General features: G+C 68.8%; 20 protein-coding genes and 2 pseudogenes. 7 read left to right on the forward strand and 15 right to left on the reverse strand.

The features are described from left to right. Positions 1-10 precede the first annotated feature (10 nt). The 4 genes from ACFWU9_RS33415 to ACFWU9_RS33430 are packed head-to-tail and all read right to left on the reverse strand — an operon-like array spanning position 11 to position 3,734. Complete coding sequence (locus ACFWU9_RS33415; RefSeq protein WP_384324833.1) at positions 11-1,984, reverse strand: VgrG-related protein; 1,974 nt, start codon at positions 1,982-1,984, stop codon at positions 11-13. Then, on the reverse strand, positions 1,984-2,829 hold the full coding sequence (locus ACFWU9_RS33420) for a peptidase M23 (RefSeq protein WP_384324834.1): 846 nt from the start codon (positions 2,827-2,829) through the stop codon (positions 1,984-1,986). The genes ACFWU9_RS33415 and ACFWU9_RS33420 overlap by 1 nt, the downstream gene beginning before the upstream one ends. A gap of 5 nt (positions 2,830-2,834) precedes the next feature. After that, positions 2,835-3,272 carry a phage tail protein gene (locus ACFWU9_RS33425; protein WP_329378434.1) on the reverse strand — a complete coding sequence of 146 codons (438 nt, stop codon included), beginning with the start codon at positions 3,270-3,272 and terminating at the stop codon, positions 2,835-2,837. Between the two features lie 27 nt (positions 3,273-3,299). Beyond that, the gene (locus tag ACFWU9_RS33430) at positions 3,300-3,734 is read right to left on the reverse strand and encodes a hypothetical protein (RefSeq protein ID WP_384324835.1); all 435 of its coding nucleotides are present in this window, start codon (positions 3,732-3,734) and stop codon (positions 3,300-3,302) included. A 745-nt stretch (positions 3,735-4,479) separates the two neighbouring features. Here ACFWU9_RS33430 and ACFWU9_RS33435 point away from each other — a divergent pair. Continuing rightward, positions 4,480-4,662: a hypothetical protein gene (locus ACFWU9_RS33435; protein WP_384324836.1), complete on the forward strand. Its 183-nt coding sequence runs from the start codon at positions 4,480-4,482 to the stop codon at positions 4,660-4,662. Between the two features lie 317 nt (positions 4,663-4,979). Here the strand turns inward: ACFWU9_RS33435 and ACFWU9_RS33440 are convergent, their stop codons facing one another. The 4 genes from ACFWU9_RS33440 to ACFWU9_RS33455 form a co-directional block, all read right to left on the reverse strand. After that, entirely contained in the window at positions 4,980-5,123 is a 144-nt protein-coding gene (locus ACFWU9_RS33440) for a DUF6760 family protein (RefSeq protein ID WP_384324837.1), read from the reverse strand. Next, positions 5,120-5,575, reverse strand: coding sequence for a hypothetical protein (locus tag ACFWU9_RS33445; protein WP_384324838.1), 456 nt, complete (start codon positions 5,573-5,575; stop codon positions 5,120-5,122). The genes ACFWU9_RS33440 and ACFWU9_RS33445 overlap by 4 nt, the downstream gene beginning before the upstream one ends. Next, positions 5,575-6,018, reverse strand: coding sequence for a phage tail protein (locus ACFWU9_RS33450; protein WP_189108417.1), 444 nt, complete (start codon positions 6,016-6,018; stop codon positions 5,575-5,577). Before ACFWU9_RS33450 ends, ACFWU9_RS33445 begins: the two co-directional genes overlap by 1 nt. A gap of 99 nt (positions 6,019-6,117) precedes the next feature. Beyond that, a complete protein-coding gene (locus ACFWU9_RS33455; protein ID WP_384324839.1) occupies positions 6,118-7,665 on the reverse strand; it encodes a phage tail sheath family protein in 1,548 nt (515 codons plus the stop codon). Positions 7,666-7,924: 259 nt separating this feature from the next. Here ACFWU9_RS33455 and ACFWU9_RS33460 point away from each other — a divergent pair, with 259 nt between their 5' ends. Continuing rightward, positions 7,925-11,239, forward strand: coding sequence for a hypothetical protein (locus tag ACFWU9_RS33460; protein ID WP_384324840.1), 3,315 nt, complete (start codon positions 7,925-7,927; stop codon positions 11,237-11,239). 79 nt (positions 11,240-11,318) lie between these two features. Here the strand turns inward: ACFWU9_RS33460 and ACFWU9_RS33465 are convergent, their stop codons facing one another. Beyond that, positions 11,319-11,636, reverse strand: coding sequence for a DUF6221 family protein (locus ACFWU9_RS33465; RefSeq protein WP_384324841.1), 318 nt, complete (start codon positions 11,634-11,636; stop codon positions 11,319-11,321). A gap of 46 nt (positions 11,637-11,682) precedes the next feature. Between ACFWU9_RS33465 and ACFWU9_RS33470 the strand changes: the two are divergent. Next, positions 11,683-12,464: pseudogene (locus tag ACFWU9_RS33470) on the forward strand (transposase). A 73-nt stretch (positions 12,465-12,537) separates the two neighbouring features. Here ACFWU9_RS33470 and ACFWU9_RS33475 read toward each other — a convergent pair. After that, complete coding sequence (locus ACFWU9_RS33475; protein ID WP_384324842.1) at positions 12,538-12,969, reverse strand: hypothetical protein; 432 nt, start codon at positions 12,967-12,969, stop codon at positions 12,538-12,540. Positions 12,970-13,528: 559 nt separating this feature from the next. Here ACFWU9_RS33475 and ACFWU9_RS33480 point away from each other — a divergent pair. After that, entirely contained in the window at positions 13,529-13,717 is a 189-nt protein-coding gene (locus ACFWU9_RS33480) for a hypothetical protein (protein WP_384324843.1), read from the forward strand. Further along, a pseudogene (locus tag ACFWU9_RS33485) lies at positions 13,714-14,111 on the forward strand (type II toxin-antitoxin system VapC family toxin). The gene ACFWU9_RS33480 and the pseudogene ACFWU9_RS33485 overlap by 4 nt, the downstream one beginning before the upstream one ends. A gap of 15 nt (positions 14,112-14,126) precedes the next feature. On the opposite strand, the gene ACFWU9_RS33490 reads toward ACFWU9_RS33485, so the two are convergent. The 4 genes from ACFWU9_RS33490 to ACFWU9_RS33505 all read right to left on the reverse strand — a co-directional run bounded on the left by ACFWU9_RS33490 (position 14,127) and on the right by ACFWU9_RS33505 (position 19,831). Then, positions 14,127-16,166 (reverse strand): ATP-binding protein, encoded by a 2,040-nt coding sequence (locus ACFWU9_RS33490; RefSeq protein ID WP_384324844.1) that lies wholly within the window; start codon positions 16,164-16,166, stop codon positions 14,127-14,129. After that, on the reverse strand, positions 16,163-16,885 hold the full coding sequence (locus ACFWU9_RS33495) for a DUF4255 domain-containing protein (protein WP_384324845.1): 723 nt from the start codon (positions 16,883-16,885) through the stop codon (positions 16,163-16,165). The genes ACFWU9_RS33490 and ACFWU9_RS33495 overlap by 4 nt, the downstream gene beginning before the upstream one ends. A gap of 31 nt (positions 16,886-16,916) precedes the next feature. Next, positions 16,917-18,824 (reverse strand): VWA domain-containing protein, encoded by a 1,908-nt coding sequence (locus tag ACFWU9_RS33500; protein ID WP_384324846.1) that lies wholly within the window; start codon positions 18,822-18,824, stop codon positions 16,917-16,919. Positions 18,825-19,207: 383 nt separating this feature from the next. Then, on the reverse strand, positions 19,208-19,831 hold the full coding sequence (locus tag ACFWU9_RS33505) for a response regulator transcription factor (RefSeq protein ID WP_384324847.1): 624 nt from the start codon (positions 19,829-19,831) through the stop codon (positions 19,208-19,210). Positions 19,832-20,043: 212 nt separating this feature from the next. Between ACFWU9_RS33505 and ACFWU9_RS33510 the strand changes: the two genes are divergently transcribed. Then, positions 20,044-21,393 (forward strand): hypothetical protein, encoded by a 1,350-nt coding sequence (locus ACFWU9_RS33510; RefSeq protein WP_384324848.1) that lies wholly within the window; start codon positions 20,044-20,046, stop codon positions 21,391-21,393. Between the two features lie 21 nt (positions 21,394-21,414). Here ACFWU9_RS33510 and ACFWU9_RS33515 read toward each other — a convergent pair whose 3' ends face one another. After that, positions 21,415-22,320 (reverse strand): DUF4157 domain-containing protein, encoded by a 906-nt coding sequence (locus ACFWU9_RS33515; RefSeq protein ID WP_384324849.1) that lies wholly within the window; start codon positions 22,318-22,320, stop codon positions 21,415-21,417. 178 nt (positions 22,321-22,498) lie between these two features. On the opposite strand from ACFWU9_RS33515, the gene ACFWU9_RS33520 reads away from it, so the two are divergent. Continuing rightward, positions 22,499-23,053 (forward strand): hypothetical protein, encoded by a 555-nt coding sequence (locus tag ACFWU9_RS33520; protein ID WP_384324850.1) that lies wholly within the window; start codon positions 22,499-22,501, stop codon positions 23,051-23,053. Positions 23,054-23,392: the final 339 nt, after the last annotated feature.

The raw sequence follows: 23,392 nt of genomic DNA on the forward strand, positions 1-23,392 counted from the left end.
TGACGCTTCGTCAGTTGAGCTTGATGATCGGGGCGTTGACCGACACCGAGCTGCCGCCTCTGATGTCCGTGCGCCGCGTGCCGTCGACCGTGACCTGGCCGCCGCGCAGCTCCACCGAACCCCCGCTGGAGAGTGCGACCTTGCCGTTCCCGCCGTCGACCGCGACACCGCTGCGGGAGGTCAACGTGACGCTGTCCCCGGCGAGTTCGAGTGCTCCGCGGCCGGCGTCCAGCGCGACGCCGCCGGGCGCCTTGATGGAGACCCGCTCCTTGGCCTCGATCGTCACGCTGCCGTCGCTGTTGACGACGATGGCGGTCCTGGTGCGGTCGAGGTCGATCGTCAGCTTGCCGTCGCCGGTGCGGAGCCGTACGCCCTGGGGGCCGTTCGCCGCGTCCAGCAGCTCCAGTTGATTGCCGCTCCGGGACGCGAAGGCGCGCCGGTTCACGGCGCCGCTGGTCGGGTCGACCAGCTCGCCCCCGCCGGCCGTGCCGCTCCCGCCGGCCGCGCTGCCGCCGCCCGGCGCGCCGGGAGTACCTGGCGCGCCGGGAGCGCCGCCCGCGCCACCGGCACCCGCGGCACCCGCGCCCGCACCGCCGCCCGGCCGGTCCTTCCCGTTGTACAGCCCCGCCAGTACGTACGGCCGGTCCAGATGACCGTGCTCGAAGCCGACCAGCACCTCGTCCCCGACCTCCGGGATGAACGCCTCGCCCCCGCTCGTCCCGCCCGACTGCGCCGTGCGCGCCCAGTCGCTCGCGTACTCGTCCGACAGCCAGGGGAAGCGGACCTTCACCCGGCCCGACCCCTCCGGATCCTGCGTGTCCGTCACCGTTCCGCTGACCAGCCCCGCACACCGCCCGCCCCCACCCGCGCCACCCGATCCCGGAGCGCCGCCGGTCAGGCCGAACAGCGAGCGCTCCTGCTGCCCGGAGACCGTGATCCACGTCTCGTACCCGCGTACGGCGTCGAAGACATGGCGCGACGACGTCACGGTGTACCGGCCCTCGAACGGCGCGCCCACCGCGTTCAACGCCACCGCGCTGCCCGCCCGGACCGCCGGATTCCCGCGGATCACCGCCTCCAGCTCCGCGAACGACCCTGCGATCCGTTCCGCCAGGGCCTTGGCCGCCTGGTCCACCTGCGCCTGCGTCCCGTACGCCGCGTCGGTCACGACGAACCGCGCCTCACCGAACGGGGCGGACACCTCCGCCGCGGACACCCCCAGCTCCAGCGTCGAGGACGTCCCGGCCGGGGCCTTGCCCACCAGCGGCTCCTTGGCCTGGACGTCCCAGCCGCGCACCTCCACCTCGGACACCTGCTCCGCGGCTGACACCCCGGCCCGGCAGCGCAGCAGATTGCCGCCCAGCTCCAGAACGAGGGGATTGCGGTCGGCGCGCGCGGAGCCGTCCGGCGCCGAACTCGCCTCCGCGGGCCGGGTGATGTGCAGCTGTCCTTCGCGAACGTACGCCTGGGCCCCGGCCTCCTCGGCGAGACCGCGCACGAACTCCCAGTCGGTCACGTTGGGTTGGGCGATGTGTTCGATCACGGGCCCGGCGATGTCCACCGTCCCCGGTTTCAGGCCCGCGCGCTGCGCGACCTGGCCGCAGATGTCGGCGAGCGTCATGTTCTGGTAGCTGGCCACCCGCCTCCCACGGAACAGCCGGTGCGACTCGTCCAGCCCTCGTACGACGGTGAACGTGCCCGTCTCGTCCAGCTCCACCTCCAGAGCCGTGACCACACCGTCGAGCAGCGGCTTCGGCGCCGAGTCCCCGCCCGCGCGGGCAAGCAGCCGGGCCTCGCCGCCGATCTTCAGACCCGTCCGCTCCAGCAGCACCCGGTCGGGGTCGCGGAAGCGCAGCAGGAACAGGTCCGGCAGCGTACGGCTGTCGTCCACGTACCCCTCGACCAGTGTGTTCGCGAAGTTCGCCGGCAGCGGTGTGCCGCCGAACTCCACCACCAGCGCGCTGGCGACGCCCTGTTGGGACATCAGCCCCGCCTCCCGGTGCCGGGCGCCGGTGAGACGGCGCCGTCGTATCCGGCCCGATCGTGGTCCGCACCGTTCTGGAGCCGCTTCAGCTCGTCCAGGGCCGGGAGCAGGAGCTGGGTGCCCGGAGCGAGGCGCATCGGGTCGTCGATGCCGTTCGCCTCGGCGATCACACGCCAGGCGCCCGCGTCGCCGTACTCCCGGTGGGCCAGCGACGGCAGCGAGTCCCCGGCGTCGACACGGTGCACACGACGGGCGGCCAGCGCTCCGGAGGTCGGGTTCTGCCCCGGCGTCTCCCCGCTGATCTCCTCCATCGTGACTTGGCAGACCGCCCGGATCGGCACCCCGGAGGTGGTGAACAGGGTGTATTTGGCGGCCACTTGGCTGACGTAGCCGGGAAATCCCGTGAGCCCTCCCCAGTGGAAGACCACCCAGGGCGGCGAGGCCCGCTGCTGCTGCCGCGTCTCGTTCGTCGGCACGCAGCACGCGAACAACTGCTCCACCGAGGTCACCACGCGGGTGTCCTGCGTGTCGCTGGCGTCGAAGAACATCTCGACGGTGAGCTTGCTGGGCTGCGAGCCCTGGTACTCCGGCGGGCCCGAACTCTTCGCGCCCTTGGCCGGAGTCCGCTTCCACGACGCGGCCTTGGTGAGGCTCAACTCCTTCGGGTTGAACTGGAAGTCGATCCGGCCGCACGGGCCGCCCGGTGTGAGACCGCCACCGGTGGGCGGCGTCCGCAGCTCCAGATAGGCGTGCTCCAGCTTGGGCCGGGCCGATCCGCCCTTCGCGGCCGAGGCGACCCCGGACGTACCGGCGGCGCTGAAGGCGATGGGTCCGGCCCCGCTCATGACGCTCAGCCCTCCATCACATAGCCGTGATGGGCGATCTCGATCGTCTCCATCGCGACCTTCGGCGACTCGGGTGTGAACGAGGGCCCCGTCCACCGGACGGGCACGACCTCCAGCAGCCCCCATTGGGCCACCTTCCGCCCGTCACCGGTGCGCGCCTCGATGTGCGCCGTCTTACGGCTGAACCCCGTCGTCATGGTGGCGAACCAGCGCGCGACCTTCTCGGTCTCCCGGGTGAGAGGCCGGGACAGCTTCACGTTGGAGTACTTCAGACGCGTCGGCAGCTGCCACACATGCCCGTTGTTGCCGCCCTCCTCACGGGTTTCGAGCACCACTTCGCAGCCCAGGCCGTCACAGGTGTTGAACGATCCGAGTTCGATGTCGTCGATCGTCACGACGAAGCAGACGCTGACGGCGGGATCGCTGTCCGGGGCGGTGGCCATGACACGTACCTTTCGGTGGCGGGTGCTTCAGTGGCGGGTGTTGATCAGAAAACCGGCGCGTTCGCGGTCCAGCCGGAGGTCGGCCTTGAGGAGCCGGCTGATCGGCGCGTACAGGGCCCGGACGAGTTCGTCGGTGACGACGGGCGCGCCGGAGCCGGTACGGGGCGGGGCGGCACCGGGTGCGGCGTCGTTGGGGCCGGGATCGGGGCTGGGCCCGGTGCCCGGCTCCGGGATGGGCTCGGGTCCACTGTCCGTTCCGCTGTCCGCAGGCGGTGGCTCCTCGCTGAGTTCGGCGTCGCGCTGGACGACGGGCGGCGAGGTGCCGGCCGACGCAGGGGCCGACGGGGAGCCGAAGACGACGCTCCCGTCGGGCATCCGCTGAGCCACCCCGGCGGCCACGGCGAAGGCGCCCGCTGTGGGAATCCCGGCGACCCGGTCGGTACGGCTCAGGGACCCGGGCACCGGGGGAACGGGGCCCCGGGCGACGGCCGACCGTTGCACGCGTACGGACTCGGGTACGGACGCCGATGCCGACGCCGACTGCGACGCCGACGGCGGCGGTGACGAGCTCGGAGCGGACGTGGTCCACCGCACGGGCACCGGGGGACGGGCAAGCCCGGGTGCGGGCGGAGCGACCGTCCGTGGAGCTTCCCCCTCACTCCTCGCGTCGCGCTGGACGGCCGTACGGGGGGTCAACGGCCGGTCGCCGAGCAGCGAAACGGTGGGTGACGCGACGGTACGCGGAGACGGAGGCGGCGGAGGGGGCGTCGGAAGAGAGGGCGCCGGCGGCGGCCCGGCGCCGACGACGGACCGCTGGACAGGCACATCGAGCGGCGACGCCGCGCCTTCGCCTTCGTTCTGTTTCCCCGGCTCGGACACCGCATCCAGTAGCGGATCGTCGCCGAGCAACGGGGCGACCGGCGTCGGTACGCTCTCCACCTCGGGAGACGCTTCGGGCTCTGCGGGCGGCCGTACGACCGGGCTCGGCGAGGCCTCCGGCGTACCGCTCCCCGGCACGGACGCTGCGGCCTGCCGCTGAGCCGTCGGCGGCAACCCGGCCAGCGGCGCCCCGAGTCCGGGTGTGCGGCGGGTCGGCGGCGCCGGTGGCGGCTCCACGGTCTCCGTCGGGGGAGTGGGCGTGGGTGTGGGCGTGGGTCTGGGCGAGAGGGGCTGCTCGCCCAGGAGTTGACGTACCGGCAGGTCGACGATGGTCGGCGTATCGGCCGTGGTCATGGCGGACGACAACGCGCGCTGTACGGGAACAGCCACCACCGGCACGGCCACGGCGGCGGGTACGGCGGCGGGGGCCGCGACGAGGGGCCCGGCCGTCCCTGCGAGCGTGCCCTTCCGGCCCGGGGTACCGCGCGACGGCATGTCGACCGACCGCTGAACCGGCGGCGCTGGGCTCACCGGAACGGGACTGGTGAGCCCGTGCAGCACTCCGGTAGGCGCGTCGGGGCTGACCAGATGCCCGAGCGGCGTACTGAGCGCGGTCGGTCGCCGAGTGGTCAACTCACCCTGGAAACCAGCAGGGTTGATGACAAGATCCTGCCCGGGAAAGGTCCGCGGCATCGGTGCGAGCCGTTGCACATCGACCCGGTCGCTCCGGTCGGCCGGGACTTGAACCTCAGGCGCGGTGTCACCGTCGCCCACCGAACGAGCGCCGCGCAGCCAGGACATCAGCCCCATTGGATCCCGTCCTCCCCCTCACCCGCCGTTGAGGCGGGCGACCTGTGCGACGAACTTCAGACGTTCCGGATGTTCCAGGTCCAGCAGGTCGTCCAGCGGCCAGTGGAAGTGATAGGCGAGGTACGCGACTTCCTCGTACAGCAGGTCGGTCGCGTACGTCACGATTCCCCCAGGCGGCCACCGGCGAGATCCACCGTGAACTCCTCTTGGCAGGAAGGGCAGTTGACAGCGGCGCGGGTGTGGCCTTCGGCATTGATCCGGCGGTAGAAGTCCTGGAGGAACGCCAGGTCGGAGGCGAACAGGTCCTCGACGACGCCCGGGTGGATGTCCTCGATGGTGCCGATCCTGGTCACTACCCGGGAGATGAGGACCACCGACAGATACGCGGAGTTCTCGCGCACCCGGTCGTCCCGCAACGGCACCAGCTCGTCCCGCGCGGTCGCCAGCCGCATCACACCGTTACGGTGCACGGTGCCCGACTCGTCCACGTACCCGCGCGGTAGCTCGAAGCCGAACTCGGTCCGCAGCGGGTCGGGTTGACGCGCCTGCCCGCGTCCCGGCCCCTGCTGTTCGGCCCCCCGCTCCGGAGCCTGGAACTGAACGGTGCGCCGCATCAGCCGAGTTCCATGCTCTCGTACGTGATCGCCAGCTTCTCCGTCAGGACCGAGGTGTCACCGGCCTTGAGCGTCCCGATCTCCAGCGACTTCGGCCAGGCGTTGATCAGCGTGTAGCGCTTGATCGGGATGCCCTCGTAGTCGTAGACGATGACCGCTCCGTTGCGGCGGGCGTCGGTCATACGGCCGAACCGCGAGTCCCTGATCCAGCGTTCGAAGCTGTTGTCCTCCGTGAGCCCCCGGGTCACGGTGACCTCACCGGCCTTGGGCCGGCCCGGCAGCTTCTTGATGGCGTACTTGCCGTCGGCGGTGTTCTGCTTCAGCTCGATGACGTCCTGCTCCATCTTCAGACCACTGACCTCGGTGATCTGCTTGATGATGACGCTGTCGAATTCGAGACCGAAGGAATGCCCGACGGAACTGTCGAGATCGGGAAGTGGCACAACAGACTCCTTACACCGTGCTCAGAATCGGACCGGGCGGGCGGGGCCTACCGGGCGGACCCGGGCGGACGGGTGCGGACCCGGGCTGGACCGGGCGGGTCATTCGTCGATCCCGCCGCTGCCGCCGGTCAGCTGGGCGAGCCGGAACACCACGAACTCGGCCGGCTTGACCGGCGCGACCCCGATCTCGCAGACGACCTGACCGGCGTCGATGCTCTCGGGCGGGTTCGTCTCCCGGTCGCACTTCACGTAGAACGCCTCTTCCGGCGTGAGCCCGAACAGCGACCCCTTTCGCCATTCGTTCACCAGGAACGCCGAGACGGTGCGCCGGACACGGGCCCACAGCGCGTCGTCGTTCGGCTCGAAGACGACCCACTGCGTGCCGGCGAGGATCGACTCCTCCAGGTAGTTGAAGAGCCGCCGCACATTCAGATATCGCCAGGCCGGATCCGAAGCGAGCGTCCGCGCGCCCCACACCCGGATGCCGCGTCCGGGGAAGGAACGGATGCAGTTCAGCCCGATCGGATTGAGCAGATCGTGCTCGCCCTTGGTGAGCTGGGTCTGGAGCGTGACCGCGCCCCGTACGACCTCGTTCGCCGGGGCCTTGTGCACCCCGCGCGTGTCGTCGTTGCGCGCCCAGACCCCGGCGATGTGCCCGCTCGGCGGTACGAGTGTGGCGCGGCCGGACGCCGGGTCGGCGACGCTGATCCACGGGTAGTAGAGCGTGGCGTACTTCGAGTCGAAGTTCGCCCGCTCCGTACGCCAACTCCGTGCCTGCTGCGGCGAAAGCCCCGGCGGCGGGTCCAGGATGGCGACGCGGTCACCCATCAACTCGCAGTGCGAGATGAGCCCTTGCTGGACGGCGATCACCGACTCCAGGTCCAGCAGCCCGCGTTGGTAGGCGCTCATCAGGTCCGGGACGGCGATCATCGTGATCTCGTCGACCGCCTCCAGACCGCCCAGACCTGTCCGGCGGTCGGCGTCGCCGACGTACACCTCGGGTGCGAGCGCACCGGCACTGCCGGCGGCGGGAGCCGCGGGCGCGGCGGGTGCGAGGGCCACCGTCTGCGGCTCGGGCCGGGCGGGGGCGGCACCGCGCCCCGGGTCGCGTATCTCGATCAGCTCCGACTTGGCGTTGACCCGGGTGGCGACGTTCTCCTTGCTGCGCTTGGTCGTCACGGAGGGGTACGTCTCCGCGACCTGTCCGTCGCGCCGCACGATGAGCTGGAAGGTGTCGGACGGCGGATCGTCACCCTCCGCAGCCGTCACCTCGACGGTGATCTCACCGGTCACACCCGGCCGGGGCTTCACAGCGTAGGGCCCGACCTGTACCTCGGCCCCGGCGGCGAGTTCACCGGTCTCGCCGTCGCCGCTCAGGGTGGTGCCGTCGCCGATCCGTACGACGTAGCAGACGCCGCCGCCGTTGGAGAAGAAGCCGTAGACGGACGAAGCGAGGTACGTACCGTCGACGAAGTCGCCGAAGGTGGTCACGTACTGGGTCCAGTTCGTGATCAGCGTCGGTTCGTCGAACGGTCCCCGCTGGGCGAATCCGACGAAGGCGGCTATCGAGGTGCCCACCCCTTCGATCGGCCGGGACCCGGACTCGACCTCTTCGACGTAGACGCCGGGGGACAGGTACGACGGCATATGTGCCTCTCTTCGACGCGCTCCTCGACCGTGGAACGCCGGCCATTCTCGCCACTGCGCCGATCACCCGGAACGGATACTCGGCCGCCCTGCCGTGCACGGACGACTGCCCGAAGAGGCAACGCGACCGCACCTGCCGTGCCGGCGGGATGTGCCCCCGCTGCGGTCCGCGCATCCTGCGCGCCGGGGGCGGGGGCCGCACACCCTGACAAGTCACGTCCGAGAACGCGCCCGGTGGCCCGAGGGGAGGGGCGAACGGATGAAGGCGGTCCCGGAGAAGGGCGACAGCCCCACCCGGCCCGGCTCGCCCGCCGTCTCCCGTACGACGACGGCGCCGACGTCGCCGCGTCCGGACCGTCGCCATCTCCAGCGGTTGCAGAGCGCGGTGGGGAATCGCGCGGTCTCGCGTCTCGTCGCACAGCGGTATACGGCTCCGGTGAAGCCGTCCCCGGCGCAGGCGGCGGGCTTCCGCAAGGTCAAGGCGGATGTGGCGGCGAAGAAGGCGCGTGTCGCCGCGCACCCGCCTGCGGCCGGTGAGGCGAAGGCGTCGCAGGACGCGGCGGTGGCGCCGCCGGACGACAAGGAGGCCCAGGGCAAGGCCGCGAACGCCGAGAAGATGAACGAGGCGAAGCCCGGCGAGTTCGACAAGAAGGCGTTCGTCGACGCGGTGAACAAGGCGATCGACGCGCAGGCGCCGAAGAACCTCGACGAGGCCGACAAGTTCTCCAAGTCGGGCAAGGCGGACCAGGTCAAGGCGGAGGTCGACGGCAAGGTCACCGACGGCAAGGAGTCGTCGGCGAAGGACATCGACACCGCGACCAAGGCCCCGCCGGACACGTCGGCGGCCAAGGAGAAAGAGGTCACCCCCCTCACTCCGGACCGGCCTCCGGCCAACCCGGGCGCCCCGTCCGCGGCGGACGCGATCCCGGCGAAGCAGCCGCCGGAGGTGACGGACTTCTCGGAGGGCCCGGCGCAGAACGATCAGGCGATGGCCGACGCCGAAGTCACCGAGGAGCAGCTGGCGAAGGGCAACGAGCCGCAGTTCAACGAGGCGCTGTCCGCGAAGAAGACCGCCGAGACCGATGCCGCGAAGGCGCCGGCGAAGGGGAGGGCGGCCGAGGACCAGCAGCTGTCCGCGGCGAAGGAAGGCGTGGCGGCGTCCGGAGCACAGGCGATGACGGCCCTGACCGCGACCCGGAGTGCGGCCGGGAAGCAGGTGGACGGCGGGAAGGGCGACACCAAGACGAAGGACGAGAAGAAGCGCGCCGAGGTCACGGCGAAGCTTCAGAAGGTCTACGACGGGACGAAGAAGGACGTCGAGGAGACGCTGTCGGGGCTGGACAAGAAGGTCGACACGGCGTTCACGGCGGGCGAGAAGGCGGCGCGGGACGCGTTCACGGCGGACCACAAGAGCCGGATGAAGAAGTACAAGGACAAGCGCTACTCGGGCTGGACCGGCAAGGCCCGGTGGGTGAAGGACAAGTTCGCGGGGATGCCCGAGGAGGCGAACGAGCTTTACCAGGAGGCCCGCAAACTCTACGTCTCGAAGATGCAGACCGTCATCTCCTCGGTGGCGGACATCATCGGCACGGAACTCGGCCGGGCGAAGGCGCGGATCGCGAAGGGCCGCGCGGAGTTGAGGGCGGAGGTCGACAAACTCCCGGCGGACCTCAAGGCGTTCGGTGAGGAGGCCGCGAAGGACTTCGAGGGCAAATTCGAGGACCTGGAAGCGACGGTCGACGAGAAGTCGGAACAGCTGGTCCAGGATCTGGCCACGAAGTACACGGCGGCGCTGAACAAGATCGACGAGGAGATCAAGAAGCTCCAGGAAGCGAACAGGGGCCTGATCGACAAGGCGAAGGACGCGATCGTCGGGGCGATCAAGACGATCAACGAGCTGAAGAGCCTGCTCCTGGGGATCCTCGCGAAGGCCGCCTCCGCGATCATGAAGATCATCAAGGACCCGATCGGTTTCCTGCGGAACCTGGTCACGGCGGTCGGCGCGGGCCTGAACCTCTTCGTCACGAACATCGGCGACCACCTCAAGACGGGCGTCGTGTCCTGGCTGCTGGGCACGGCGGTCAAGGCGGGCCTCGAACTCCCGGCGAGATTCGACCTCAAGGGCATCATCCAGATCATCGGCTCCCTGCTGGGCCTGACCTGGGAAAACATCCGCGCCCGCGTGACCCGCAAGGGGGTCCCGGAGGAGGCGATGTCGGCGGTCGAATCCTCGGTCCCGGTGGCCGGAAACCTGGCCCGTGAGGGCCCGGCGGGCGCGGTGAAGGAGATCCAGGCGGAGACGGGCGACCTGAAGGCCACGATCCTCTCCAAGCTGACGACGTATCTGATCCCAACGGTGATCATCGCGGGGATCACCTGGATCCTGTCCCTCCTCAACCCCGCGTCCGCCTTCGTGAGGGCGGTCAAGGGAATCATCGACATCGTCACCTTCATCGTGACGCAGGGCGCCCAGATCGTCGAGTTCGTCAACGCGGTCCTGGACGCGGTGATCCAAATCGCGAACGGCGGCCAGGCGGGCGTCCCCAAACTGGTCGAGTCCGCCCTCGCGGCCAGCGTCCCCCTCCTGATCGGCTTCCTCGCAGCCCTTCTCGGCATCGGCGGCCTGGCGAACAAGGTCAAGTCGGTCTTCCAATCGGTCGCGCGCCCGGTCAACCGCGCGATCGACAAAATAGTCGACTTCATTGCCAAAAAAGGTAAGGCTCTTTGGGGCAAGTCCAGCAAAAAACGTCCCCCCAAGTCGAGCGGTAGAAAGGGGCTGAAAGAAAGAACAGAATCTCGGAAGCTGCAGGATCTTAAGGCTGGCCTGGACGCTGCTGAGGAACTAGCGAAGGGAGATGTAACAGAAAAGGATAGTAAGGGTCAACTCCATTCCATCAAGAGGCGTTACGGGATGACAGCTTTGACCCTTAGAATCAAAGTGTCCTCTGAGGGGCAGTTCTACGTAATTGAGGGCGCGGTCAACCCGCGCGATAAGCGAGTTGGTAAGTATGCGCCCAAGAGAGGTGACCACGTCTTCGCACTCGGGCTATCGGGAACATTGGACACGATCTACGAGATCGCATCTGATGGCCTGCAGCATCTGAACGTCAATCACGCGTCGAAGGCCTCACTGTTATTGGTGTCCCTAGATAATGCGCGCACCAAAGCAAGAGATTTGCCTGAAATAGTCGTAAGGAAAGAATCGCACGAAGAAGCGGGCGGTGACGCCCACTCGATAGCTTACGGAGTGCTCTCCAGGGAAGCCGTGCATGCTATGACATCATTAGTTCAGGGAATTTCGCAATACTACGAAAAAGATTATCGAGAGGATGACTCGCTTCGACGAGCGAGGTTCCTCGAAACCGCGTCACTTCACGCGAATTTTACCCTTAGGGACTGGATGGAGAGCGTTGTGGATAAAGAATCTGTCCCACTCATCGCCTCGCGCCAGGATAAGGAAATGTTTCTTGAGGGGGAATTGAAACTCAAAGAGATACAGCAGAATCTGGCTCTGGCTTGTGAGCGTATTTTGCCAGGAGTTCCTCAAGGATGGGGAAGGCGTCGGCGTGGCTAAGAGCTGTCCCGTAAATGATCTTCAGTGAGCGAGGTTCGGTTCAGGCTTGTCGGGTGCTCTGCTTGTCAGCTGCGCTGTTTCAGGCCCGGGCGGGGAAGTCGGGATGGTCGGTGTAGGGCGAAGCAAGGTCACGCAAGTCGTGGCACGGCCAGGGATCGCGGGCGTGACGGGCCAGGATGCGCCGCTTGGCCTTGACTTCGCGCAGGATGCGGGCCGGGTTGTGCAGAGCCACATGCAGAGCGATCGTGGGGTGGAAGCCGGAGAGGTCAACCTGACAGAAGTCGACCGTGTGTCCGTGGGCAGACCACTCCCCGCATCCGTCACCGTCGCAGCGCCGGGCCAGGTTGGCCTCCTCATCCAGCCGCGCCTCAAGGAACCTCACCAGTTCTTCAGTCATATGAGCATTCTCGACGTTGTGCCGGACGTCATGGAACGATTTTGCGGTGGCTGGTGTGATCACTGCGTCGGAGCCGACATGGACAGCCTCATTCACCGGGCTGAGCCCGCGGCAGTTCGGGAAGCTGGTGACGGTTCTGCGGCGCAAGGGTGCGGGAGCGGTTCGCGGGGGCCGACCGTGGAGTCTGGCGCTGGAAGACCGGGCACTGCTGGTCGCGATCTAATGGCGAACAAACCTGACCATGCGCCAACTGGCCCCGTTGTTCGGGGTTTTCAAGTCGGCGGCGGACCGGATCATCGATCACCTCGGGCCGATGCTGGCTCTCCAGCCCCGCAAGCGGTTCGCGAAGGACGCCGTGTTGATCGTGGACGGCTCCCTGGTGCCCACCCGCGAACCCGCGATCACATCGTCGCCCAGCAGTCCAAGAACTGCCGGTACTCAACCAACCACCAGGTTGTCATCGAGGCCGACACCCGCCTGGTTGTGGTGGTCGGCCGGCCCCTGCTCGGGAATCGCAACGGCTGCAAGGCGTGGGAGGAGTCCGGCGCGAAGGCCGCCGCCGTCGGGAAGACCATGACGATCGCCGACGGCGGCTATCCGGGCACCGGGCTCGTGATGCCCCACCGACGGCGCAAAGGGGAAGAGCTGTCCGACTGGGAGCAGGTCCACAACAAGTCCCACAAGCAGGTCCGCGCCCGCGTCGAGCACGTCTTCGCCCGCATGAAGACCTGGAAGATCCTCCGCGACTGCCGTCTCAAAGGCGATGGCGTCCACCACGCCATGCTCGGCATCGCCCGGATGCACAACCTCGCCTTCGCCGGGCCGTAACAGCAGCCCACCGTGCCCGAGGTCGCTCCGAAATTTTTTACGGGACAGCCCTTAGCGACATGGCAGGTATTCGTCATGATCTGAGTCGTAGAAAATCATCCTCTCCCAAGGATTCTGCGGCCGCGTAGAGGAATTCTAGATATGCTCTATAAGTCGGCCCGTAAGCTTCCTTGGCGGCTTCTACGTGAATTTCTCTCATTCCCTTATTTGTCGTAATCGATTCCAGGACGACCGTGCCGAAGTGTGTGAGGGCGCGCGACGCTGAGCGGGCACTTCTGGCTACTGCTTCGGGTCCCTCTGTGTTTACTGCAGATTCCGCAGTCTCTAAAACCTCAGTAGGTTCCCGCCACGAGTCGAGCAGCCCCGTAACTTGTTCGTTGGCCTCATGCTCGCTCATGTCTGTGGCGAGGGCGATCTTGAGGTAGACGTGCCGAACATGGTCAAGGCTCTCCTTGTATCTGTCGGCATATGCGCCGTAAATTGCCTTACGTGAATCTCCGTTCATGCGGCACCCTCTCGGGCTGATGTTGAGGTCGGGTGTGCAAGTGAATTGACAACACAGCGATACTTCCCGAATCTGGCGTTTTTAGTCCGGTGGCGAATGATGCGATCTGATGATCAATTACGCTTCCATGCGTGCTTCGCGTCTCAGCCACCAGACTCCGGTGTCAGGGTCAATCGGCCCGGCTGCTGGTACTCGCGCTGGATGTCATGGATCATCGCCGCCGCGCCACCCGTTTCCACTGCGGGATGTGCGAAGTCATCGCGATCGAGTGGATGTCGGCTCCCCGCAGATCGAAGTTGCACGTGCGGAAGTCAAGGTCCAGATCTGCTCCGCAGGGCAGTGGAGGGCTGAGGCGGCGTTCCGGCAGGAGCAGGCGTTGCGTCGGGGACGGGAGCAGCGGGAGTCGATCAGTCATCTGAGTGCGAAGTGAATGGTCTCCTAGTTTGTGTATTAGAACGGTTGTCATGAGTGACGAGGTCAACTACGGGGTCGGTGAAGGCCCCACCGCCAAAGTCTCCGTAGCCTGCACTCGGGGAACATCGCCGCCGTCCGCGCGCGCGTGGGCAAGCGGGGGTTCTCCGTGTACGTGGACGCCGCCGTGCAGCGTCAGATCGAGCGTGACAATCTCGCCGAGCTGATCGCAGCGCACGAGGCGGAGCACGGGGTCCTCAGCGATGCCGAGATCGAGGCCGCCCGTGCCCTTCTGCGCAGAGACGCTGATGGCGGAGTGGGGAACTCGGCTCGATGAGTCGGTCGGGAACGCTCGTGCTGGACAGCGAGGGGTTTTCCAAGGTGGTGGCCGACGACCGTAAGGTCATGGCCTTGGTGCGTGGCGCCGAGAGGGAGGACATGAGGGTCGTGACCAGCGTCCTCACCCTCATTGAGGCGCATCACGCGCGGTGAACTCCGCTCGCTTCAACTGGGTGGTCTCTCGGCTCAACGTCGAACCGGTCACTGAGGAGATCGGTCGTACGGCGATGGCCTTGCTCATCGACGCGGGCCTTCCTGGGCACCAGTACGCGATCGATGTCGTGGTCGCCGCCACCGCGCTCCATGCTCCGAAGCCGGCCGTCGTTGTCACCTCCGATCCTGAAGACCTGGCCATGCTCTGCGGCGAGCGGGTCCGCATCGTCAAGGTCTGAGTCCCGAAGACCCGTTCAGCCCTGCACCAGGCTCAGGTACGGCCCGAACTCCGAGGCCAGGGTCAGCCGGCCAAGCTTTTGGTACTCCCGTTGGATCGCGTGGATCAGCGTCTTCATCGTCACCGGCGTGCCCGTGTCCGCCGACAAGTACGCCGACGTCACCGCTATCGAGCGGATGTTGCCCCCCGCCAGCTCGAAGTTCTCCGCGCAGAACGGGAGATCCAGGTCCGTGCCCCTCGGTAGCAGGGGGCCCAGGCAGCGTTCCCAGAGCAGGAGGCGTTGCGTGGGGTCCGGGACCGGGAAGTCGATGACCAGGTCCAGGCGGCGGGTGAAGGCGTCGTCCAGGTTGGCGCGGAGGTTCGTCGCCAGGATGGCCAGGCCGTCGAAGGACTCCATCCGTTGCAACAGGTACGCGCTCTCCACGTTCGCGTAGCGGTCGTGCGCGTCCTTCACGTCCGAGCGTTTGCCGAAGATCGCGTCTGCCTCGTCGAAGAGCAGCACCCCGTTCACGCCCGCCGCCTCCGTGAAGATGCGCTCAAGGTTCTTCTCGGTCTCGCCCACGTACTTGTCGATCACCGTCGCCAGATCGACCGTGTAGAGGTCCAGGCCCAGATCCGCCGCGATCACCTCCGCCGACATCGTCTTGCCCGTGCCCGAGTCGCCCGCGAACAGGGCCGAGACTCCCCGACCCCTGCCGCCTCCTGGGCGCATGCCCCACTCGCCCAGCACCCGGTCGCGGTGGCGGGCGCGGGCCGTGAGTTCGCGGAGTTGGGCGTGGGTGTCGGGTGGGAGGACCAGATCGTCCCAAGTCACCGTGGGTTCGATGCGGCGCGCGAGGCGGTCCAGGCCCGCCGCGTTCTGGGCGCGGGCCCCCTGGCGTACGTGGTCGGGGGTGAGTACGCCACCGGCCAGACGGGCCGTCTGGGCGGCCGAGCGGGCGGCGCCCGTCACCTGTTCCGGGGTGAGCAGGAACGGGGCCAGCAGATGGCCCGCGTCGATCGTGGGTGGGAGCGGGGCGGGGGCCCACTGTTTGTACGCGTCCATCCACAGGGCCCCGCGCGCCGACGGCTCCACGCGCGGAGCGTGCAGTAGCAGCGGGGGAGAGGTGGACCACGACGCGTCCCAGGGCGCTCGGCCCACCAGGATTGTCGGCACCGGGGTGGCGGTCAGGAGCCTTAGCAGGTGCGGGTGTTCGCGGGACACCGCGTCCAGCGGCGCGCACACCAGTCCGGCCCCCGACAGTCGGGCCTCGCGGACCAGGGCGCGTACCGCGTCCGCCGGTGAGGGATCTTCCGCCAGCCGTGCCAGGTCCAGGCCCAGCACACCCAGGCCCGCCGCCGTCAGCGCCGACGCGGCCAGTGCCGTACCCGCGCCGCCCTGGTCCTCGCTGAGATAGGCCAGCCGTACGCCGTCGGACAGGACCCCGGCGAGCGGCGCCGGGTCGCCGACACCCGGTACCGCGCGCCACGGGGCCAGCAGATCGGCGAGCCGTGGGTCCGGCGTGTCGTTGCCCAGCAGGTGGGCCGTGACCCTGTCCGGTACGCGTAACGCGCGGCTCAGGAAAGGCCGTTCCAGGTCCTCGACCAGGAGCAGTCCGCCGGCCCGCAGTGGGGACTCGGCGGCCAGCCGGGCGCGCGCCTCCTGGTCCGCCGGGGTCGAGCCGCACAGGCCGAGGGCCAGACCGATGGACGGGCGGCGACGGGTCACATCGTCGTTCAAGTAGCCGTAGAAAGCCTCGAACCGGTCGTCCAGATCCGGTACCAGCGCGATGAGCAGGATCTCGACGTCGAGTGGGGTGAGGGTGAACTCCCCTGCCAGATACGTGAGTCGGGAGTCCGAGGGGCTTTCGAGCGGCTCCTCGTCAAGGGGCGGGTACGAACGGGACCCTTCCTCGTCCAGCAGCCTCGCGACGTTCTCCTCCGTCAGATACAGGCCCCGGAAACCGTCGTCCGGGTCCGGATCGGTGGCTCGCCTCGCCTCGACCGCCCGGCGGACCCGCTGCTCGACCGCGACCGCCCGCGCCAGCAGGTATCGCAGGTTCGAGGCCCCCCTCATACGTCCTCCGGCGTCGTACCGTGCGTCTCCGTGATCCGCACGGCGCCGGACGACCGGGGCGACCCCACTTCCCGGGGCGGGCGGCCCGGCCGCGAGCCGTACACCGGCTGTCCCGCGCCCGCACCTGAATCCGCGCTCCGCGCCGGTACGTCCCCGAACCGCGCCCGCAGACCCTCGTCACCCACCGGCGGACCCGCCTCGTAGACCGGCGACGACGTCACCGGAACACTGATCACCAGGTCCAGCGACGGCTTCAACTCCCCGCCCAGCGCGCTCCACACGTCCGCGAACGACCGGTCCTCCGGCGGTGGCAGCGCGATCGACAGCGGGACCGCCGCCCCGATCTCCGCCAGCGAGCCCGTCAGCCGTTCCGGCGGCAGCGCCTCGTACCGCAGCAGACACGCCAACAGCGAGGACAGCAGCCGGTGTTCGTCCTCCGGCCGCTTCGTCCACGCGGTGATCAGATACGACAGCTTGAAGTAGCGCGGCGGGCGGCGGCGGGCGACGATCGCACCGCGCTCGTCGTACTCGTTGTGCAGGCCGCGTTCGCGCCGGCGCATGTCCTCCCGGATGTCGTAGAGATAGAGGTTGACCATCGGCGAGTTGACCTTGGCGGCCCACTCCCTCGTCGGTGCGTCGAAGACCACCGCGATCTGGCCGCCTTCGAGGACCTCCGCCCGGATCAGGCTCCGCAGGACGTCGTCCACCTCGTGGATCATCCGGTGACCCGCCCCGTCGCACGCGCGTCACTCATGACCGGCCCACGAAGTCCGGTGGCTGGAGGTTGCGTTGGACCACCAGGACCGGTTTCTGGAGCCGGGGCAGGTCCGTGGCGTCGGCCCGCAGTACGCGCGGACCCAGCGTGTCCTTGCGCAGCACCAGCATCTGCACCTCGAAGGTGCCGTCGCGTCCCACCCGTACACCCGATCTGTCGGCCGTGATCCCGAGGGACCAGGTGAGCCGTACGGTCTCACCGGGCGGATAGTCCTTGCCCCGCGCCAGCACGGGCTGGCCTGGCTTGGCGACCAGTGGGGTCACCTCCAGCGAGGGCTTCAGGACGCGCAGCCGGTCCGTGTCCCTGTTGTTCGCCGCACGGCGGTCCGGCAGTGTGCCGCGCACGGAGGCCCGTACGTCGCCGGTGATCGCCGCGCGATAGGTCGCGGTCTGCGTCACTTCGATACGACCTCCGGCGGGGATCGTGCATGGGCGCGCCGCCGTGCAGCGGTTCAGTGCGGGCAGTGTCCGGTCGGCGGCACGGGACGGCGCGGGCCAGGCCGCCGTGAGGACGACCCCCCTCGCCGCGTCCGGTCCCGCGTTGGTGACCGTGAACCGGGCGCGGGCCGGGCGGCCGATGTACGTACGGTCCGGGCTGACGTCGGTCTGGACCGCGAGGTCCGACGACGGCGGCACGGGAGGCTCCAGCACCTCGAACCGGGCTGTGTCCGTACCGGTGTTGCCCGCCATGTCCGTGGCCGAGCAGCTGACCGTGGTCACCCCCACAGGGAAGAGCGCTCCCGACCCGGGATCGCACGTCACCGGCAGCTCGCCGTCCTGGGCGTCGGTGGCGGTGGCGGGGAAGTTGACACGAGCTCCGTCGTCGTTCTCCGCCCTGACCGTACGGTCGTCCACGGTGACGACCGGGTCGTTGATGTCGTTCACGGTGATGCTGATCTGTTGCTGGAAGTCGGGATCCGGTACGGCGGCCGGGCCGAGCGAGTCCGTCCCCGGTATCTGCGGGCCGAGCTGGAGGAACTGCACCGTACAGGTCAGGGTCGTGCCCTGGGGGGCGTCGGCCGACACGTCGACGTTCTCCGCGAACTGCGCGGTTTGGCCGCTGGTGAGCTGCCGCGTCGGCGGGTCCAGCGTCACGGTGAGATGGGGGTCGCAGTCGTGGAGTTCATGGCCGACGGTGGTGGGGAGATTGTCGAAGCTGTCGATGATCGCCTGGGCCGTCGCATCCGGCTCGATGCCTTCCAGTAGCCGGCCACGGGTGGCTTCGATGATCCGGGTGGCCTGGCCGACCTCTGTCGGCGGATCCTCGATCTGATCGGGAAATTCAGGGTTGTTGGCGTTGCCGTTGCCGTTCAGACCGTCACCACGGTTGCTGTCCACCTCGATGCCGATCACCCGGACCCCCTTGTCCTGAAGGTCGGCGATCGTGTCGTCGATGGTGTGGCCGTTGCTCGGCGCGTGGCTCGACGCGTCGCTGATCAGGACGACGACCGGGCTCGAGCCCTCGCGGAAGACGGTCTCACCTCCAGCGCCGTTGGCGATCTCCCACAGACCGTTGATCCAGTCCTCCGACGGGCCCATGCTGTTTGCACCGAGTCCTGTTTCCAGCCCGTCGACACCGGTCTGCACCAGTTGCATGTTGTCCGTCAGCCCCTGGAGCACCCGGAATCCCGCGTTCGGCTCATCGACCTCCTGGTCACCGAACGTGGCGACCGCGAAACGCGATTCAGGCTGTTCCCCAAGGATCTTATTGGTGATGAGGGGTAAATCCCTCCGCACGATTTTGATCGGCTCATCCATGCTGTTCGTACCGTCCACCAGCAGGACGACTTCCGGCTTCGGCGGAATCGTCGGCGTCAGCACCTGCTTGTCCACCCCCGTCGAACCGCCCGGGTCGAGCGCCTCGTCGAGGGTCGCGGGCGTCACCCACGGAACGGGAACGGCCGCGGCTCTCCCAGGTCCTGCTTCTGACCCCGAGTTCGCCCCCGATCCCGTCGCCGACACCGCCGACGCCAGCGCGAGACCGGTGGTCAGCAGAAGCAGGACGAGCCCCGCCGTGCGGCGGCGCCGGGGCCGCCCGCTCGGCAGGCTCCGTCCCCGCGCCCGGGTCGCCCGCGCCCGGGTCGCCCGCGCCCGCGCCCGCGTCGCCCAAGCCCGCTGAGACCACCGCACGCTGTTCCTCCCCGTCCCCCTGTGTCACCGGGCATGCCGCCGCGCCTGTACGGTCCCGTACAACCCCCGTACACACAGCGGAAGTCGAGCCATTCCGACGGGAAGCGGCGACTGCCCTTTGGGGCAATCCGCGGAGATCAGATAAGACCCTGGCGCATCGCGTACGCCACCGCGTGCGAGCGATTGCGCAATTGCAGCCGCGTCATCACGGAATGCAGCACGTTCTTGATCGTGCGTTCGGAATAGGCCAGCTTCGTCGCGATGTCCGCGGTGTCATAGCCCTCGGCGACCAGCCGGAGCACATCCACCTCACGCGCCGCCAGACCGGTGAAGTGCAGACCACGCGGCCCGAGCACCTGACCCTGCAGTCTGCCGACCTCTTCGAGGAGGCGTCCGAGCAGGTCGGAGGGGAGATGTCCCTCGCCCCGCGCCACCGTCCCGATGACATGGACCAGATGCTCCGGTGTCGACTCGGACCGTCTGACCACACCGGCGACGCCGCACTCCGCCGCGCTCACCAGCTTCTGCTCGTCGATGTTCGTCGTGACGAGAACGGTGCGGCAGGCGGTCGTGCGCTGGATGTGCCGCAGCGTCCGTAACGCGTCCTCGTCGATCGCGTCCACGACGATGACCACGACCTGTGGTGACGCGTCGTCGTCCCACTCCATGACGCTGACCTCGGGACGGGCCCTCAATTGACTGGTCACGCCGGCCTGGGATATCGGATCTTGAGCCCGTAAAGCGACAGTGGTGCGCTCCATGCGAATGCTCCCCCTGGGCAACAGCCGGAAGCGTCACAGGAAGGCTCAGGCCTCACAGCTGTAATTGGTCGCCCCACCTGTTGTGAGGCGGACTGAAGATTCCCGTGTCACCCGACAGGGAAACTGAAAGGTTGCCACGGGCAGCGAATCTGCCCGAAAGTGTTCCTTCGCGGCCGATGTCGCACCGGGGCAACGACCTTACGGTCCGCGGTATGAGTCTCACCGCAAGCCTGGACGAATCGTCCGTCTCCGCCGAACCGGGCGAGGAGACGGCCCTTCCTCTGCGGGTTCTGAACTCCGGCCCGACCGTTGAGGAGTACCGCTTCGAGGTGGTCGGCGCGTGCGCCGCCTGGTCGGCGGTGGAACCCGCTGTCCTCTCCCTGTACCCGGGCGACTCCGGGGCCGTGTCGCTCCTGCTGCGCCCGCCCCGCGACTCGACGGTCCCGGCGGGCGAGACGCCGTTCGGCGTCAGGGTGGTGCCGACGGGCGATCAGACCGGAAGGGTCGTGCCCGAGGGACGGGTGACCGTCCTGCCGTTCACGGAGACGACGGCCGAGTTGGTGCCGCGCAGTTCGCACGGGTCACGGAACGGACGGCACCGGTTCGCCGTCGACAACAGGGGCAACACACCCGTCACCGTACGGCTCACGGCCCAGCCCGGTACCGAGCTGGCGCGGGTGGATTTCGCGGTCCCCGAACTCCGGATCGAGCCGGGCCGCGCCGAGTTCGCGAAGCTGCGCGTACGGCCGGCCAAGCGGATGTGGCGGGGCGCACCGGTCACGCACCCCTTCCAGGTCTCCGCCGCCCCGCAGGCGTCGGCCGAGGGCCAGGAAGCCCCGGAACCCGTTCTGGTGGACGGCTCCTACCAGCAGGAACCTCTCCTTCCGCCCTGGCTGCCCCGGGCACTCGTCGTCGCCGCCGTGGTGCTGATCGCGCTGGTCGGGCTCTGGTACGCGTTGCTGCGCCCGGCGGTGAAGTCCGCGGCCCGGGAAGCCGTCACTCCGGAGGCCGTACGGTCGGCGATCGAGGCCGACCCGAGCGGCTCGCCGGACGGCGGAGACCCGGGCGGGGCGGACTCGGGCGGGGCGGACTCGGCGGGCGGCGACTCCGCGGGGCCGGGGACGGACGGCGGTACACCGGGGCCCAGTTCCTCACCGAGCCCAAGCCCCTCGGCGGACGACCCCTCGGCGAACGCCCCGACCAGCGCGCAGGTACGGGTCAGCGACACGGTGGGTGGCGGTGCGAACAGCGGGACGGCCTTGCGGGTACCCGCGGGTCGGACCTTCCAGCTGACGGACATCGTGGTGCAGAACCCGCAAGGCGACGCGGGGACGGTGGTCGTCTCGGCCGGGCCCGAGACGCGTGTGCTGAGCCTGGGACTGGAGAACTTCCGTGACTCCGACTACCACTTCGTGACCCCGATCGTGGTGCCCGCGGGCGGCACGGTCACGATGACCATCGACTGCCGGAGGGTCGGACGGCCGGTGGGGGCGCCGGCGCCCTCACGGTGCACGGAGTCGCTGTTCCTGGGCGGGACGATGACGCCGGCCACCGGAGGCTGAGGGGGCGCGACCGGGCCGTGATCAGGCCGGCGCCTCTTCCTCCTCCTCCGGGCTCTTCGACTCCGCCCGCTGGACGAACGAGCCCTGGACATCGGCAGGTTGCTCCTCCTCGTCCTCGGTGGCCGCCCGTTGTACGGCGGTGGCCGCCGAGGCTGGAGTCGGCGCGGGGCCGGCCGGGTCCACGGCCGGGGCGGACGCCGGAGACGGTTCGGCCAGAACCCGGTCCGCGTTCGCGACGGCCTCCCGTTCGAACCGGTCCGACGGGTCGCTGACCCGGATGCCGCCCGGCGCCTCCGTACCCTCCACCGGCCCTTGGCGCTGCTGGATCACATGGGTCAGCTCATGGGCGAGGGTGGTACGGCCCTGCGGCGACGACGGGTCGTACGCGTCGCGCTGGAAGACGACGTTGTTGCCCACGGTGTAGGCGTGCGCGCCGACGCCCTTCGCCGACTCGTGGGCGGCCGAGTCGTTGTGGATCCGTACGTCGGAGAAGTCCGCGCCCATCCGGCTCTCCAGATCCGTACGGGTGTCGGTGTCGAGGGGCGAACCGCCCGACGACACGACCTCGTGCACCGGCGAACGCCGCTCCTCCTCCGCCTGCTCCGGCGAACTGGTCCGGGCACGCTGGATCACCGGGCCGAGCGCGCCGTTGCCGACGGTCCGTTGGAGGAAGCCCATTCCGGCGGCGCCGATCACATCGGCACGTCCGGTGGCCGCGGCGCGGTAGAGGTGGTGGGCGCGCCCGTCCGGGGCGTCGGTCGTGTCCCGCGCGCCGGCGGGCGGACGGTCGTGGTCCCGCTCGGGGGCCCGCTCCCACTCCCGCTCCGACTCCCGTTCGTGATCGTGCTCGCTCTCGTGAGCGAGAGCATGAGCGTGATCCTGGCCGTGATCGTGATCGTGATCGTGATCGTGTGAGCTCATCACCATCTCCCCGACCGCACCGGTCGCCAGCCGGTCCGGCCGCGCCCGCGCCGCGGCGGTCCCGGCATTTCAACCCTGACCGCGCGAACGTTCACCGTCCAGGTCGCGCACCGGCCGGACCGGGGCATCAGCCGGTGCCCCTTCGGGCAGCCCGCACGGGCAATCGCGTCGTCCGATGAGGCGCATGACACTGGGAATGCGGGGGCGCGCCGACAAGGGCCTTGGAGTGCGGGGCCCATCCGCCCTGTTTGGCGATGACGATCCGGTCGTGGCGCAGCAGGCGGGAGGATGCGGCGAGGCTTCTGTGGCCGGGGGACCGGATCTCGATCCCGGCGCACTGATCGAGGGGCGGGAAGCCACGGGGCACCGGCGCGATGCGCGGACGGACCTTGGAGACGCACAGGTCGGCCCGGAGCCCGGCGGCGCTCTCCGCGTGGTCGCGTACCCGGTGAAGGTAAGTGCGTGCTCGCGGGCCCGCGAAAGCGAAGTGCATGAGGTCGCGGGGGCGCGGTCCCGGATGCCGATTGAGGTTGTCCGGGCTGGCGGCGCTGATCCTTGCGAGGCGGTCGACACGCAGCGGCGGGGCTCGACCCCGGCTGGGGCTCTCGCCGTTCTCCTCCATCCGGATTGGGTCCACAGCCAATCCAGCAACATCACCAGGGTGGCCGCGGTGACGGCCAGCCCGGGCACCCCGCTTTCGGCGCAGAACTTCATCCAGCTCGCCCAGTCCTGGGCGTAGCCGTCGCGGGGGGGGGATCCGCCCCAGCTGGCGCCGGAGCCGGCAGTCGTACCTTGTTGTGTTCATCAACGGCGACGGGAGTGGTTTCCGCACTCGCAACCGGCAAAGTGGGAGGCAACTCCGGACTTGCGGACCGGACATGCGGGCGAAGCTGCCGACCTCGGTCCGGCGCTGCGGGCGCTGCTGGATGAGCGCCGTCTCCTACGTGTGTGATGAATGTTGTCCGTCTCATTGGAGGCGGCCTCTGAGCTTGTTCTTTATGGTCTGAGCCGCCTGAAAGCGTGCGGCAAGGCCAGTCCAGCCCCTGAGTAGGGTTGTGGCTATGGCCAAGGGATTGGG

Source organism: Streptomyces sp. NPDC058653, from assembly GCF_042716895.1.
Taxonomy (GTDB): domain Bacteria; phylum Actinomycetota; class Actinomycetes; order Streptomycetales; family Streptomycetaceae; genus Streptomyces.